The 14,175-nt window shown below is 59.3% G+C and carries 13 protein-coding genes; 10 read left to right on the plus strand and 3 right to left on the minus strand.

The genetic code is table 11. The features are described 5' to 3' along the window. Positions 1-58: 58 nt before the first annotated feature. The 6 genes from NSJP_RS12790 to NSJP_RS12815 all read left to right on the plus strand — a co-directional run bounded on the left by NSJP_RS12790 (position 59) and on the right by NSJP_RS12815 (position 4,055). Entirely contained in the window at positions 59-1,072 is a 1,014-nt protein-coding gene (locus NSJP_RS12790; RefSeq protein WP_080887267.1) for a methyltransferase, read from the plus strand. Between the two features lie 3 nt (positions 1,073-1,075). Further along, a complete protein-coding gene (locus NSJP_RS12795) occupies positions 1,076-1,795 on the plus strand; it encodes an SDR family NAD(P)-dependent oxidoreductase (protein WP_080887268.1) in 720 nt (239 codons plus the stop codon). Positions 1,796-1,815: 20 nt separating this feature from the next. Further along, the gene (locus NSJP_RS12800; protein WP_080887269.1) at positions 1,816-2,088 is read left to right on the plus strand and encodes a hypothetical protein; all 273 of its coding nucleotides are present in this window, start codon (positions 1,816-1,818) and stop codon (positions 2,086-2,088) included. A gap of 24 nt (positions 2,089-2,112) precedes the next feature. Beyond that, complete coding sequence (locus NSJP_RS12805) at positions 2,113-2,520, plus strand: secondary thiamine-phosphate synthase enzyme YjbQ (RefSeq protein WP_080887270.1); 408 nt, start codon at positions 2,113-2,115, stop codon at positions 2,518-2,520. Continuing rightward, the gene (locus NSJP_RS12810; protein WP_080887271.1) at positions 2,517-3,005 is read left to right on the plus strand and encodes an NUDIX domain-containing protein; all 489 of its coding nucleotides are present in this window, start codon (positions 2,517-2,519) and stop codon (positions 3,003-3,005) included. The genes NSJP_RS12805 and NSJP_RS12810 overlap by 4 nt, the downstream gene beginning before the upstream one ends. 165 nt (positions 3,006-3,170) lie before the next feature. Then, complete coding sequence (locus tag NSJP_RS12815) at positions 3,171-4,055, plus strand: HEAT repeat domain-containing protein (RefSeq protein ID WP_080887272.1); 885 nt, start codon at positions 3,171-3,173, stop codon at positions 4,053-4,055. A gap of 86 nt (positions 4,056-4,141) precedes the next feature. Here the strand turns inward: NSJP_RS12815 and NSJP_RS12820 are convergent, their stop codons facing one another. After that, positions 4,142-4,993 carry a DUF6279 family lipoprotein gene (locus NSJP_RS12820; protein ID WP_231989380.1) on the minus strand — a complete coding sequence of 284 codons (852 nt, stop codon included), beginning with the start codon at positions 4,991-4,993 and terminating at the stop codon, positions 4,142-4,144. Positions 4,994-5,212: 219 nt separating this feature from the next. Here NSJP_RS12820 and NSJP_RS12825 point away from each other — a divergent pair, with 219 nt between their 5' ends. The 3 genes from NSJP_RS12825 to NSJP_RS12835 all read left to right on the plus strand — a co-directional run bounded on the left by NSJP_RS12825 (position 5,213) and on the right by NSJP_RS12835 (position 8,987). Next, positions 5,213-5,599 carry a DoxX family protein gene (locus NSJP_RS12825; protein WP_080887274.1) on the plus strand — a complete coding sequence of 129 codons (387 nt, stop codon included), beginning with the start codon at positions 5,213-5,215 and terminating at the stop codon, positions 5,597-5,599. Between the two features lie 110 nt (positions 5,600-5,709). After that, the gene (locus NSJP_RS12830; protein WP_080887275.1) at positions 5,710-7,353 is read left to right on the plus strand and encodes an acetolactate synthase large subunit; all 1,644 of its coding nucleotides are present in this window, start codon (positions 5,710-5,712) and stop codon (positions 7,351-7,353) included. Between the two features lie 302 nt (positions 7,354-7,655). After that, positions 7,656-8,987: a CotH kinase family protein gene (locus NSJP_RS12835; RefSeq protein WP_172834330.1), complete on the plus strand. Its 1,332-nt coding sequence runs from the start codon at positions 7,656-7,658 to the stop codon at positions 8,985-8,987. A 140-nt stretch (positions 8,988-9,127) separates the two neighbouring features. Here NSJP_RS12835 and NSJP_RS12840 read toward each other — a convergent pair whose 3' ends face one another. After that, positions 9,128-10,570, minus strand: coding sequence for a hypothetical protein (locus NSJP_RS12840; RefSeq protein ID WP_080887277.1), 1,443 nt, complete (start codon positions 10,568-10,570; stop codon positions 9,128-9,130). Positions 10,571-11,358: 788 nt separating this feature from the next. Between NSJP_RS12840 and NSJP_RS12845 the strand changes: the two genes are divergently transcribed. After that, positions 11,359-12,567 (plus strand): tetratricopeptide repeat protein, encoded by a 1,209-nt coding sequence (locus NSJP_RS12845; protein ID WP_231989541.1) that lies wholly within the window; start codon positions 11,359-11,361, stop codon positions 12,565-12,567. A 161-nt stretch (positions 12,568-12,728) separates the two neighbouring features. Here the strand turns inward: NSJP_RS12845 and NSJP_RS12850 are convergent, their stop codons facing one another. Further along, entirely contained in the window at positions 12,729-13,781 is a 1,053-nt protein-coding gene (locus NSJP_RS12850) for a hypothetical protein (RefSeq protein ID WP_155970175.1), read from the minus strand. Positions 13,782-14,175 lie beyond the last annotated feature (394 nt).

Below are 14,175 nucleotides of genomic sequence, written 5' to 3' on the forward strand. Positions count from 1 at the left end.
CGGCGATCGGAAGGTTTCCTACGTCGGTTCGTCTCTTCTGAGGAAGAAAGGGAGGGGTATGGCGACTCAACGGGTCAGTCCTGTGAGGATCATGGAGATCGGGATGGGGTTTTTGCCCTCGAAGGCGCTGCTGAGCGCCGTGGAACTGGGACTTTTTACCGAGCTTCGTAAAGGTCCATTGGAAGGAGAGGCATTGCGGAAAAAGTTGGGTCTCCACCAACGAAGCGCCAGGGATTTTTTCGACGCGTTGGTGGCGCTGGGCCTGCTCAAACGTTCGGGGACTCGGTATGCCAACACGGCGGAGACGGCGATGTTTCTCGACCGGACGAAGGCGTCGTATGTCGGCGGCATCCTTGAAATGGCCAATGAGCGGCTGTACCGGTTCTGGGGATCCTTGACCGAAGGGCTGCGCTCCGGCCAACCGCAGAATGAAGCGAGGACGGGGGAAGACTTTTTCGGAACGCTCTATGCCGATCCGCACCGGCTTGAGAATTTTCTCAAGGCCATGACCGGTCTCAGCCTCGGAACCGCCAAGGTCATCGCGGGCAAATTTCCCTGGAAGCGGTACCGCACGTTCGTCGACGTCGGCTGCGCGCAGGGCGGCGTCGCCGGAGAGATCGCCCTGGCTCACAAGCATCTCACCGGTGCGGGGATGGACCTACCGGTCGTGCAGCCGGTGTTCGATGCCTACGTGAAGGGCAAGGGCCTCGATCGGAGACTGCGCTTCCACGCAGGAGATTTTTTCAAAGATCCGCTGCCACGGACCGACGTGCTGATCATGGGGCATATCCTGCACGACTGGAATCTGGACGAGAAAATGATGCTGTTGCGGAAGGCCTACGAGGCCTTGCCGCAAGGCGGCGCGTTGATCGTGCACGAAGCCCTGATCGACGACGCACGGAAAACGAATGCCTTCGGTTTGCTGATGAGCTTGAACATGCTGATCGAGACTCCCGGAGGTTTCGACTTCACCGGTGCGGACTGCCGCGCGTGGATGAAGGAAGTCGGATTTAAACGGACGAAGGTCGAGCGTCTGGCCGGTCCGGACGGCATGGTCGTGGGAGTAAAATGAACCGTGTCGCGGCTTGACGGCAAGGTGGCGATCGTCACGGGCAGCAGCAGCGGGATCGGCAAGGCCATTGCGCTGCGGTTCGGCCGCGAAGGCGCCAGGGTCGTGGTGGCGGCAAGACGGTTGGCGCATTGCGAGGAGACTGTGGCGTCGATTGTTCGTTCGGGCGGGGAAGCCTGTGCGATTCAAACCGACGTGTCCGAAGAGTCCCAAGTCGAGGCGCTGTTGGCCGAAACAGTGAAGCGGTGGGGCCGTGTCGACCTGCTGGTCAACAACGCGGGAATTGGGGGCGGTGGACGGCTGGCCGATACGACGACGAAAGCTTTTGACGAGATCATCAACGTCAATCTCAGGGGCACCTTCTTCTGTTGCCGGGCCGGCTTCAATCGGATGAGGCAGCAGGGCGGAGGGGTCATCATCAATGTCTCCAGCGTCGCGGGACTGCAAGCCTGGTCTGGCACCGGCGTGTACAGTGCCTCGAAACATGGCGTCATGGCCCTGACCAAGGCTCTCGCGGATGAGGGCCGCCCCTACGGCATCAAAGTCAGCGCGATCTGTCCCGGCGGGGTTGCGGACGAATTGGTGGATGCGTCGCCTGAGGAGATCCTGCGCAGCGAAAAGATCGACCCTTTCGACGTAGCGGAGACGGCCCTTTACCTGGCATCGCTCGGTCCGTATGCGACCGTGCATCAGATCGTCATCGATCGTCTTGGTGCCGACTGGTAGAGGAAAAGGAGACGCGCACAATGCGGGAGATGATGCGATGCGGAGGCATCGTCGGCATTCATACGCCGGTGATCTTGTCCATTTTGTTGTCCGGCTGCGGACTGATGATGATCGGGCCTCCGGCCGAGAAGATTGATGTGGACTCGGGAAGCAATGAGCAAAAAAACCTTGAGGCGGTGCGGGCCATGCAGGCCGATCAAGCGGGGCATGCGGCGTCCGGCGCATCCACCGGACAGGAGTCGTCCCCCTGTGCTCCGGACGGTGTCGGCAAGAACCGCTGCGCCGATCGATAGGCAAGGGAGTCGGGAGTCTGGAAGATGGGAGAACTCCTTCATGTTCGCACGACGGCGACAAAAGAGGTCGTCGATCTGACCGACCGAGTGCAGACGATTGTCCGCCAGGCCAAGATGAAGGAGGGGCTATGTTGTCTCTTTGTCAGCCATACCACCGCGGGGTTGACGACCGGAGAGATCGGCGAGGGCACTGAAGAAGATTTCCTCCAGATCGTCGAGCAGATAATCCCCCGCATTCGTTTTCGCCACGCCCATGACCCGTCGCATGCGTGGTCGCACATGGCCGCCTCGCTGCTCGGGCCGTCGCTCGCCATTCCCGTGTCGTCGGGCAAGCTCGCGCTCGGAACCTGGCAATCGGTGATGCTGGTCGAATTGGACGGACCGAGAGAGCGCACGATCCACTGTATGCTGTATCCAGAGCGGCAATTGTGACGCGCCGGGCCACGGCGGCCAAGACCAGCGCCGGGATTCTCTTGTACCGAAATCGTCCCGGGGGGATTCAGGTTTTTCTCGCGCATCCTGGGGGGCCGTTTTGGGCCCGCAAAGACGACGGAGCCTGGTCAATTCCCAAAGGGGAGTACGATCCGGCGGAAGATCCGCTTGCCGCGGCGCGCCGGGAATTCACCGAGGAAACCGGCCTTGCGCTGCAAGGTCCGTTTGAGGCCTTGGGTCAGCTGAAGCAGCCGGGAGGGAAGGTGATTACCGCTTACGCCGTGGAGGGGGACGTCGACGCCGTGTCGGTTGTGAGCAATACCTTCGAACTGGAATGGCCGCCTCGGTCAGGCAAGATGTGCCGATTTCCCGAGGTCGATCGCGCCGCATGGTTCGAGTTCGAGACCGCCTGCCGGAAGGTATTGCCTGGGCAACGCCCGTTTCTTGACCGTCTGATGAAGTCGATGATGGGCGAGTCAGAGTGAAAGCGGGGTCGGCTCAATGTCGGCGACGAACTGCAGGATTGCTCATGGTTTGTGCACAGGGGATGGGTCGTATCGTGGAGCTTCTTGGCTGGGCTCCCAGCTTGACGGCCGGAGGCTCTGCGCGTACCATCATTTTTGCCGCCAACTGTTCCACGGTGTTACCCAATGACACGAGTCTTCCTGCTCGCCCTCATCTGCTTCGTTGAACTTTCCGTGGCTTTCTCCGCGCGAGCGGATGCTCCCGCGTCCGGGGAAGGATCCTTAACCGCGGCGTCCCGCCCTCTCATCGTCTATCTGGATGTCGCCTCAAGCACCTGGCGATCGCGGGGGAGAGTTTCGTTCGGTATTGTGCCCACGCTGAGAATGAAGCTGGTGTCAGCGGGATTCGACGTGACGCAGGACCCTGAGCGTCCCCGCGATCTGATACTTCGGATCGACTATCGAGAGGAACGGGGCCGTCCGATCACGATCGATCTCGCCGGAACGGAGATCCATTGCACGATGGTTCTCGACCAACCCTCAAAAGGGCCGGTATGGACAATCCGCATTCATGAGTCGCCTTCGTATGCGGAACTGGTAAGCGCTCCATACGTGGAAGTGGTGGAAAAGTTTCAAGCCAATCCGTATTTCTATTTCATCGGGGATCTCATACGGGGATGGTCCGATTTCAGTTTTGACCCGACGGAGGCGTTGATACAGGCCCTGGCCAGGCAGGTTGAACAGAAGCGCAACTCCCGGGGCACGACCGAGTTGGATACACTCCTGTCTCCCGCTGAAACCTTCCCCGATCTCGATCTGCATTTTGCCGATACCGCGCAGGAGAACACGGTCGAGGAGTTAGGGCGCCTCAGGGACATGCGGGCCCTCGACGTGCTCCAACAGCTGCTGTCCGATGCCGATCGCCGAACTAGGCTCCGTGCGGTTCGGGCTATCGGTGAATTCGACGCGCCGTCGGTCGAGCCGGCTGTCATGCGGGTCGCGCAGGCGGACGTCGATGCGGAAGTGCGTGAGGCCGCCTCCGCAGTTCTCGCCAAACGGGTTGCCCGCTGAAGGGGCCTGCGAAGTCGGCCGGGGCCAGGCCTACGCAAGCCTCTATTGCCATGTTGATCGAGAGCTGGAGTTAATCGAGGGAAGCACTATGTGTGGCTGAGACCGTGCACGGTTTTGGCGAGATCGTCGAGCTTGGCAATGACGTGGCGCCGCTGCTCCGGGGTCGCAAGCCGGTCTATGGTCAGGAGCAGCTCGCCAATGCGCCCTTTGAACTGGCGCAGCATGTCACGAAACTCCGGATCGGCCGTCTTGTCCTGGTTGACCAACCACTCCTTCAATCTTCCGGGCGTATCACCCTGTTGCCTCGCTTCCACCAATTCGACCAGTTGCCGATTGCGCTCCATTTGATGCGTATACCAGGACGGCAGGATATCCGGCAAATTCATGGCGGCCCTTGAGATGTCCTGCTCCTGAGCTGGCGAAAGATTTCCGAGCCACTCGCGTGTCAACGACAGGATCCGCTCTGTTCGTTTCGTGAGTCTCGTGCGGCGATCATCATGGAGAAGCCCCTCTTCTTTGGAGAGGCGCGTCTGAAGGGATTGCTTGAGGTAAGGAATCTGCCGATCGTTCACCAGCCGGATGAAGTCGGCTCCGTCCGTCGAGAATCGGCCGAAGAGATCGGCTCTCAGCCGATCGTATTCCGTAGCTGCCCAATCGACATCGGCTTCCGTCAATCCACGCTGCACCCTCATGGCTGCCTCATGCAGCACCGTTTCGTATTGTGGAAGGGCCTCCCGTCGATGGCCATCCAAGATGCCGTTCAATCGGGATGTAACGAACGAGCGCTGCGAGCGGTTGAGATCGAAGTAGCCGTCGATCTGACGGGTAATCAGCCAATCTGCATGGTTGTACAGGAGCGAGGTGGCGCAGCCGGTAAAGATCACCGGCGCGAGCAGGACGCTCGTCAGGACGAAAATGAGGATTCGGGATGTCTTCACGCGGTTAGCCATCTGGCAGGGTCGTTCAACCAGAATAAGACTTCAGTTACCCTAACACAGGCCGCCGCTGTCTTCCAGGCAGGGGGTAGGGGTTTCGCGATACGCGCAGTCGGTGATCCGGGTCGCTGCAGGACGCGTTGACAGATCCCCATCAACTGGGTAGCCTGAGGCCTCCTCCGTGTCGTGATCGATAGCTCCTGCTCTATCAAGGAGGTGCTTATGCCCCCGTTCCCGCAAGCGTATGCGCAGCAGACTTACGCCCTCATGCGCATCGTCACCGGATTTCTGTTCTTGTGGCATGGGACGCAGAAACTATTCGGCGTCCCGATGCCTCCTCCACAAGTCCCGTCCTTTGTCATCGCCGTCGCCGGTCCTATCGAGCTGATCGGGGGGACGTTGGTCATGATCGGACTGTTCACCCGCTGGGCCGCCTTTCTCTGCAGCGGGCTCATGGCCTTCGCCTATTGGATGGTTCACGGCTTCCAGGCGCCGCTGCCGATTCAAAATATGGGCGAGTTGGCCGCCCTCTACTGCTTCGTGTTTCTCTACATCTCAGCACACGGCTCGGGGATCTGGAGCGTCGACGCCGCTCGGTCGGCCGCCTGATTCCGGCGGACTGTTCCTGATCAGGCGCACGCCACCGGAGCGAGGCGGCCAGTTGCCGCTCAAGCTGTGACGATGCGCCGGATGTACGCTGCAAAGGAGCATCGTAACGGATGACTGCTGCGGAATTACTGGTCCGTTGCCTGGAGAATGAAGGGGTTCGACTCGTCTTCTCGCTTCCGGGCGAGGAAACGTTGGGATTGAGCGATGCGTTGCTCGATTCGGGCATCCGCGTCGTCCATACCAGGCACGAGCAAGGCGCCGCCTTCATGGCGGACGTGTACGGCCGCTTGTCTGGAAAGGCAGGCGTCTGTCTCTCGACGCTGGGGCCCGGCGCGACGAATCTCATGACCGGAATCGTGGATGCTTTCCTGGACAGGGCGCCGCTCGTCGCCATTACTGGTCAGGTTTCGCTCAATCGCCGGCACAAAGAGTCCCACCAGTATATCGACGTCATTTCCATGCTGAAGCCGGTCACCAAGTGGAATACGTCGATCCCGAAGAGCGAAGTCATTCCGGAGGCGATCCGCAAAGCGTTCAAGGTCGCGCAGATGGAAAAGCCGGGAGCAACGCACCTCGAACTGCCGGAGGACGTGGCGGACCAATCGATCGGAGAGGCGGAGCAAATCGCGGAGCCCCTGTTCGTACAGGCGCCTGCCGCTCCGGAACCGTCGCCTTCGCAGATCGCCCGCGCCGTCGAGTCGATTCGGCGGGCGCGGCGTCCGGTGATCCTCGCGGGCAACGGAGTCATTCGCGGTCGCGCGCATGAGGAAGTCCGACGGTTCGCCCGTCAGTTGGAAATTCCGGTCCTGCACACCTTCATGGCCAAGGGCGTCATGCCGGACAGCGATCCGCTGTCGCTCTATACGCTCGGACTCCAAGCCAGAGATTATTCGGCTTCAGTGATGGAGCGGGCTGACCTGGTCATCGCCCTCGGCTACGATTTTGTCGAGTATGCGCCTTGTTTTTGGAATCCGGATCGGGACAAACACATCGTGCACGTCGATCCGTCGCCGGCGGAGGTGGACGAGCATTACATCGTGGACGTGGGATTGCTTGGCGACATCCGTTTGGCCTTGGGACAGATTGCGCCGCACCTCGTGCCATTCGGCTCGGATTGGGCTCGCGAGGCCCGCTCGACGATCGTCGAGGGATTTGCCTCTGAGTTGCAAGGCACATCCGCCGGGCCGATACGGCCGCAGTGGGTTATGAAGGAGTTGCGCGCTGCACTGGCGCCGGACGATCTCGTCATCTGCGATGTCGGCGCACACAAGCTCTGGATGGCGAGGATGTTTCCCTGTGAGGTTCCCAATTCCTGCATTATTTCGAACGGCTTTGCCGCCATGGGGATCGCCGTACCCGGCGCCATTTCGGCGAAGTTGTTGCATCCCGATCGGCGGGTCGTCGCCGTGACGGGAGACGGCGGGTTTCTGATGAATTCTCAGGAACTGGAAACCGCCGTACGACTTCGTCTGCCGCTGGTCATTCTGATCTGGCGTGATAACGGATATGGGGTGATCCGCTGGAAGCAGATGGTGCGCTTCGGCCGTAGCGCATCGGTGGATTTCGGAAATCCCGATCTCGTTCGCTACGCGGAGAGTTTTGGAGCGAAAGGTTACAGAGTCTCTGACGTAGCCGAGTTGAATTCCGTGGTGACTGAGGCACTCCAAAGCGCAATGCCGGTCGTCATCGACTGCGCCGTGGATTATGAAGAGAATCTCCGATTGACCGAGCGCCTGACGATGTTTCGATCCTAACCTGCCCGGGTTCGCATAGCGATTCCATCGTCATACAGTATTGCCGGAGAGGACGATCTTGAGGGATGTGCTGGCTTGCAGCGCCAGGAAACGGCGAGGGCGATCAATATGCCTGTCTCCGCTGCGCACTGTCCACTGGTGGATTCCCTAGTTCTGTAAAAGGATGTTCTCAGCCCTTTTGCGTATTGCCTGACATGAGGGGCAATGCTATTGCTACGTCAATACGTTGTTGTGTCTTCACAATTCCGAACGGAGGTGTCATGACCCCACCGCACTGCAGAGGTTCGATACGTTTACTCGGTATGTCTCTCAACTATGCTCGATTCATTTCTCCCTATATCCATATCGTATTCATACTCGCCGTTCTGGCCGGCTGCAGTGGCGGGGGCGACAATCAATCGGGCGGTACCGGTAATAGCGGAACGCAGGGACAATCGACGCCGGCTCCTGCCTCGGCGCTTCCCGTCTTGAGTGTCGCGACCGACAATGGCGCGGAGATCTCCTCGAAAGAGGACTATGCGTCGGCCAAATATACGATGAAAAGCGATGCGGGTCAGATCATCAACGACAGCACGCTGGACATCAGAGGTAGAGGAAATTCAACGTGGGAAATGCCCAAGAAGCCGTATCGTGTTCGGCTGACCGACAGCGCGCCCTTGATGGGGATGCCCGCCAACCGGCATTGGGTGCTTCTCGCCAATTATTCGGACAAGACGCTCATCCGCAATGATGTCGCGTTCGAGATGAGCCGACGGCTGGGCCTGGCATATACACCCAGGAGTACCTTCGTCGAGTTGTGGGTCAATGGGACCGATCGCGGCATTTATCAACTGACCGAACACATCCGCATCGCGGACGAACGGGTGAACATTCCTCAACTGGATGAGGGCGACACCGCTCCGGATAAGATCACCGGCGGCTATTTGATCGAGATTGATGCGCGTCGCGGTGAAGATTTTTGCTATGAATCACCGAAGACCGGAGTCGTCTTCTGCTTGAGCGACCCGGAGGATTTATTGGAGCCCGGCTGGGAGAACCAGCGCGCGTACATTGAGGCCTACATCAATCAAACCGAGGACGCACTCTTTTCAGACCACTTCACCGATCCTGCCACGGGGTATGCCGCCTACATCGACGTAGACTCCGCGGTGAATTATTATTTGGTCAACGAATGGGTGAAAAATGTCGACTCTCCGCAGTTTTCCAGCGTCTACCTCTACAAGAAGCGAGACGGAAAGCTGACGTTCGGACCTGTCTGGGATTTCGACCTTGCCATTGGGAATGTCGACTACACCAATAATTTCGGGGACCCGGGCGATCCTGCCGGTTGGTATGTCCGTAAAGCACCATGGTTCGCACGGCTGTTTCAAGATCCCGCGTTCGAGGCCAAGGTCAAGGCTCGCTGGGCGCAGTTGGAGGCCTCAGGTGCGGTGGAGGGCATCTTTACCTATATCGACAATCGGGCAAGCCGGCTCAGTGGAGTCCAGACCAACAATTTTCAGATTTGGGACATTCTCAATACGAAGGTCTGGCCGAATCGGGTCGTGACCGGGTCCTACGAGGGTGAGGTCAATGCCATGAAAACCTGGTTAAGGACGCGAACGAACTGGATCGATAGTCAATTGAGCCAGTGAGCCGGCTCGCGGTGGTGTGAGTCGGCAAGGATGTCGGGGGCGATCGGGAGCGATCCGACCGGTCGCCCCCTCATTCTTTTCTGGCCTGTCGACTTATAGTCCTCCAAGTCTCGGCCGTTGTCGACCGTTCCCTTCATCCGTCAGCGCGTGACGTTCAACGTGAGCGGCGCGCTGCTGTTTCCCGAGGCGGACGAGGCCGTCACCGTGACGTTCGAGGAGCCGGCCGGGGTGCCGGTGGCCGGGGCGCCGCCGGTTGAGTTGTCGGGAGGGGGCGAGGAGGAATCGCTGCCGCCGCAACCGGCCGTCGCGATCACGACGAGCAGCAGCAATCCCGTCCACAGACGGTGACGATCGACAGTCGGCCGGTACAGGAGCAGCCCCACCAGCATCAGCGCGAATGGAGGCAGGAGGACTGCCGACATCGTCGATGGAATGCCTGGCGAGACCATCGCCACGGGCCCGCCGTTCGTGGTGATCGTCAAGGTCGTGTTGATCGGACCGCCTGCCGGAGTCACGGTGGACGGATTGAAACTGCAACTCGCGCCGATCGGCAACCCGCCGCACCCGAATGTGACCGGTTGCGTGAATCCTGTGTCGGGGGTGACGGTAATGGTCGTCGAGCCGCTCTGACCGGCGGCCACGGAAAGTTGATTGGGAGCCGCGCCGAGTTTGAAGGGGGCTGCGCCGTTCGTCTTGCATGGCCCGCCGATGTCGTCGTCGCAGACTTGCGCGATGAAAGCGACGGTCTCGTTTGGCCCCGTTTGGGCCGTGGTTGCGGCGCCTTGAATCCATTGCCCGTCCGGCGAGATACCGGTGACGGAAACGAGACTGATACCGGTCATATCTACGCCGCTGTCGCTGAGAATCTGCTGCAACTCCTTCGTGCCGCTTGCCTGAGTCCAGCGAAAGGCTGTGCCGTGGGTCCAGCCCGAGACCGGACCACCATTTTGCATCAGCGTCGCGTTCGACATGCCGACCACAATCTTTCCGTTATCGCTCACCGCCGTGGCGGCTCCTTGGGTATGTCCAGGGAGCGAAGCAATGGGCTGCATGACCGGCTGCGCAGGAGGAGTCGGAAGCACCCATCGAAAGGCGCTCGAGCCGCTGTTCGTGCTCGCCTGGCCAACCACCACTGTGCCATCACCGGTCACGGCGGAAGCGATCGAGAGCCCGGCCGGTTGCAAATCGCCTAAACTCTGAAATCCACCGGCTTGAGTCCAGCGGAAGGCTTTGCGGCTTTTTCCGCTGACGAGGTTGCTGGGATCGGAGAACTCCGCATCGCCCACGATCACGGTGCCGTTACTGCTCACGCCAAAGGCACGAGAGTTGGGCCCACCGTTCGGAGGCGTGCCGAGATCAATCATGCCGGAGAGTGTCCATCGGAACGCATGCTGCGTTACGCCGTTTGCGGTTACGTCCGACAAACCGACGATCACGGAGCAGTCCTGATTCGTATCCGTTGCAAACGAAGTCCGGCTGGCGTTATTAGGTGAGTCGAGCGTGCCGAGATCGAGCGGCCCCGTGGTTTGCGTCCAGCGAAGTGCATGGAACGGCGTGAAGAAGCCGGCATCCTGATAACCCACGGCGCAAGAACCGTCACGGCTTAGGTTTGTGCCACTCCCGCTCGCGGTTGGTACGTTGGGCGGTTGCAGTGAAATACGATTGGTGGGAGTCGGCTTACTGCCACGTAAATGAAAACGCTCCAGAGCTGCGTCAAGCAACTGGGTTTGTTGATAGGACACTTCTGACCGTTCAGTAGTGTTCAGTTCATCGTTTAGGATGATCAATCTGCCGAAGAAGCTGGTAGTTGGGTCGCTGAGATAGGGATCAAAGCGCGCTGCCGCTTCCCCAATCCAACAGAACGGCAGAACAGTTATTGCGATCAGGGAAGTCAAAAGTCGTGGGCAGTCCATGATTCTCGCCTCGTAGGGCGTTTCTTTGCTGTTCGTCATCCAGGCGTCCATTGGGATCTGAAATACCGCAAGAACCATTCAACTTGGATTGAGGGGACCCCGGTGAGACTTCCTCGCGTCGATCGATCGAGGAAATGCAGGAGGTGAAGATTCATGCGCAATATCTTGTCTAATTGTCAGGGTGGACACCGATACCATGGAAATAATCGGGGAGACAACGTACCCCCTCCAAAGAGGGGGACAAACTGCACAGCCGGATGATCGTCCCTGTCTATGTTGTGTCTGTTGATCCCTGTCATGTCCTTCGCTAGAATCACGCCCCCATCTGCCCGCGATGCTTCTCCTGTGCTGGAGGTTCCATGCCCGTCTCCTTCGCGTACCACACTGCATGGTTTGCCGTCCTTCCCGTAAGACAAGGCCTGAGACAACCGGGGCAATTTCGAGGAGGGTGCGTGAAAATGATATGGATGCGCTCGACCCTATTGTTCCTATTCGTCATGTCGGGAGTGGTGTTCGGGGACCGGCCAGTCCATGCAGCCGGTTGCGACGGCGTCGTTGGTAAATGGGCCTGGTTCGTCGGCGGCGAGGTGACCATCAATGCGGACGGAACATTTACGCAACAATCCGGGAACTCGGGAACGTGGGAATGCACGGATGCGTCCAAGGGCGCGGTCGCGCTCAAATGGAAGCAAGGCGGATACCTCAACCGGCTCGCTCTCGCCGAAGGGGGAGCGAAGCTCGTGAGTACGGATCCTTCCCAATCATTCGTGAAGGCAACGAGGATGAATCAAGAACAGGCGCTCGCCGACATACTGACGCGTCAGGACACGGGCAGCCCATCGTCTTCGCGCCGGCCCACTGGACAACCTGGCGGGACCGTGCCGATTAAACCTTCCACGCCCGTTACACAACCAAAGGCCCCAATTTCATATGATTCTCCCCAAGGTCTTGTCAGTTCCGATCCGAAGGTCGAAGCGCGATTCAAGCAGGGCTACGATCTGTACATGAAAAAGAGCTATGCGGCGGCCTTTCCGATTCTGATGGAGACCGCACAAGCCGGCCATCCTCGCGCCCAAGCGGTATTGGGCATCATCTATAGTCAAGGTCGTGGTCAACCGGTGGATAACAAGCAGGCCGCGGTGTGGTACGGCAAGGCGGCGGCGCAGGGCCATCGCGCCGCTCAGTTTTCGCTTGGAAATTTGTATTTCGAAGGCGACGGCGTGCCAAAAGATCAAGTGAAAGCCGTCCAGTTGTATCGCCAAAGCGCCGACCAAGGTTTTCCCCATGCGGAGTTCCATCTTGGGCTGGCGTATGAATTCGGATGGGGCGGACTCCCCAGAGACCGGCGGATGGCGATCAAGTGGTTGGATCGAGCAAGCCGCCACAAGCATGGGCAAGCCGGCTGGATCCTGACCTGGCTAGAAGATCCTAAGACGCCGCATTTCAAGGATGTTGAACAATTGGGAAACTATATCGGCGGCATCATCGATCGACGGGCGGCCGCGGCCTTTGGCAGCGGCGGTGGTGACGGCGGCGGCGGAAATCCCTGCAGCATCTATTCAGGTCCTGCGGCGGGTGCTTGCAGGGAGGGGAACAAGTCAGCGGTGGACCGGTACTTGGACCATCAAGAAACCCAGGAGGACAAGCGAAAATATGGCGTCCAGTAATCGTCTCTTCTATGACCCTGCCATGCCAACCAATGCTGGGACCGGCTCCGTCGTCCTCGACAGGGCCGTTCCGGGTTCGGACGGGTCCTGACACTACGAGTAGAAGAGATGGGCAAGAACGCTACGGTACAACTCGCGCTCGCCAATCCAATGAATAATGCCTAATAGATGGGGAAGAACAACCAATTCTCCACCTCTGAGACATCCTTCCGCAGATGAGTCCGGTCGATGACAGCGACCTTTCCGTCTGGATTCTGGAAGTTGATCACGTGCCCGGACACGTTGCCTTGTGGCCGTTTGTATTCCGCGATCACTAGTCCCTGGCTGCCAATACCCTCGCGCTCCAGAAGCTTCGCGATGTGTTCAGGTCCTTCCATTGGGATTGGCCTACCGTTCCAAATCATGTCGAGTTGCTCCGGATTGTAGGTGCCCGGTCTCTTTGGCGCGAAGTTGTCGCCGTAAGGCTTCAATTTGGCGTAAAGCTGATCGGGAGTGTGTCGCAAATCGAGCAGCGGTTGATTCGGATCGTAGGGCATCCCCTTAGGCCAATTTGGCGAGTCGGGTGTCAGTGGCGGCCTTCCGCTCGGTGCATCCGGGAACTTCGGCGTCTCGAGTCCGCGTACACCCGTGATCTTCCAGGGCGTTCCGTCACCGATGGGTCCTCCGGTCTTGAACAACTGTGCTTCAGCCAACGCTTCATCCACGCACGAGTTAATTGCGAAACACGCATGTTCCTGGACTTTCGTTCCGTAGCCCTCGGCAGGTGGGCCGACCTTCTTGTAGAACCCCTCCAGCTTTTTCTCGGAGGCCGCCATGCGCTTGATGCGGCCCGCGCCTTTCTCAACCTGCGAAATGCGTTGAAGTGCGCGGGCCTTGTTGGTGGCGCTCCCTGGAGTGGGCAGCAGGTCTGGCAGATTCTTGCCAAGAAAGCGCGCCGGATTCTTCTTGAAATCGCGCACGGCCTCTTCGGCGGCGGAGCGAAGCGCGCGATGGTTGGCGGCGTTGTCATTGGTGAGGTAGTCCATGATACCCTTGGCTGTCTGCTCTACCGGCGCGCCGGGCTTCTGCGCCAGAAACTGAATGGTTTCGCCGGCCCAGTCAGCCAATCCCCCTAGGAATTCACTGCCGGCGTCACTGTGGCCGCCTTGCTCTTTGGCGATCTCATTCATCTCGGCACCCAGCTGAAACAGGAGCTTTCTGCCTTGCGGGGTCAAAATCTCCTCGGCCCGAACCGTGTCCCCTCCTGGCGAGTCCCTAGTGGCGACCCCTTCCCGATCAGGCGCAGAAGGCGATAGGGTGGATTCCTTGCCGCCTGACGCACGAATACAGGCGAAGATCTGTCGTTGAACTTGAGTTCGCTGATGGCTGAGATCATTGATCTGTTGAACGATTTGCTTTCGTTGCGGCTCGACCGATCGTTTGGCTTCGGCGTCGAGTCGGTATAACTCCTGGGTCATTGACTCATGTTGATCGACGAGGCCGGCGCAGTCCGGATAGTCCCTGCGCTTGACATCCCACCAGGTCTTGCCGTTCCCGCTGTCGCTGGAAAATACATCGCCCCCCGTGGGCTGGGCGTGGGCATGGTCGAGAGCGAGTACCATCAAGACC

Source organism: Nitrospira japonica (assembly GCF_900169565.1).
Lineage (GTDB): Bacteria > Nitrospirota > Nitrospiria > Nitrospirales > Nitrospiraceae > Nitrospira_C > Nitrospira_C japonica_A.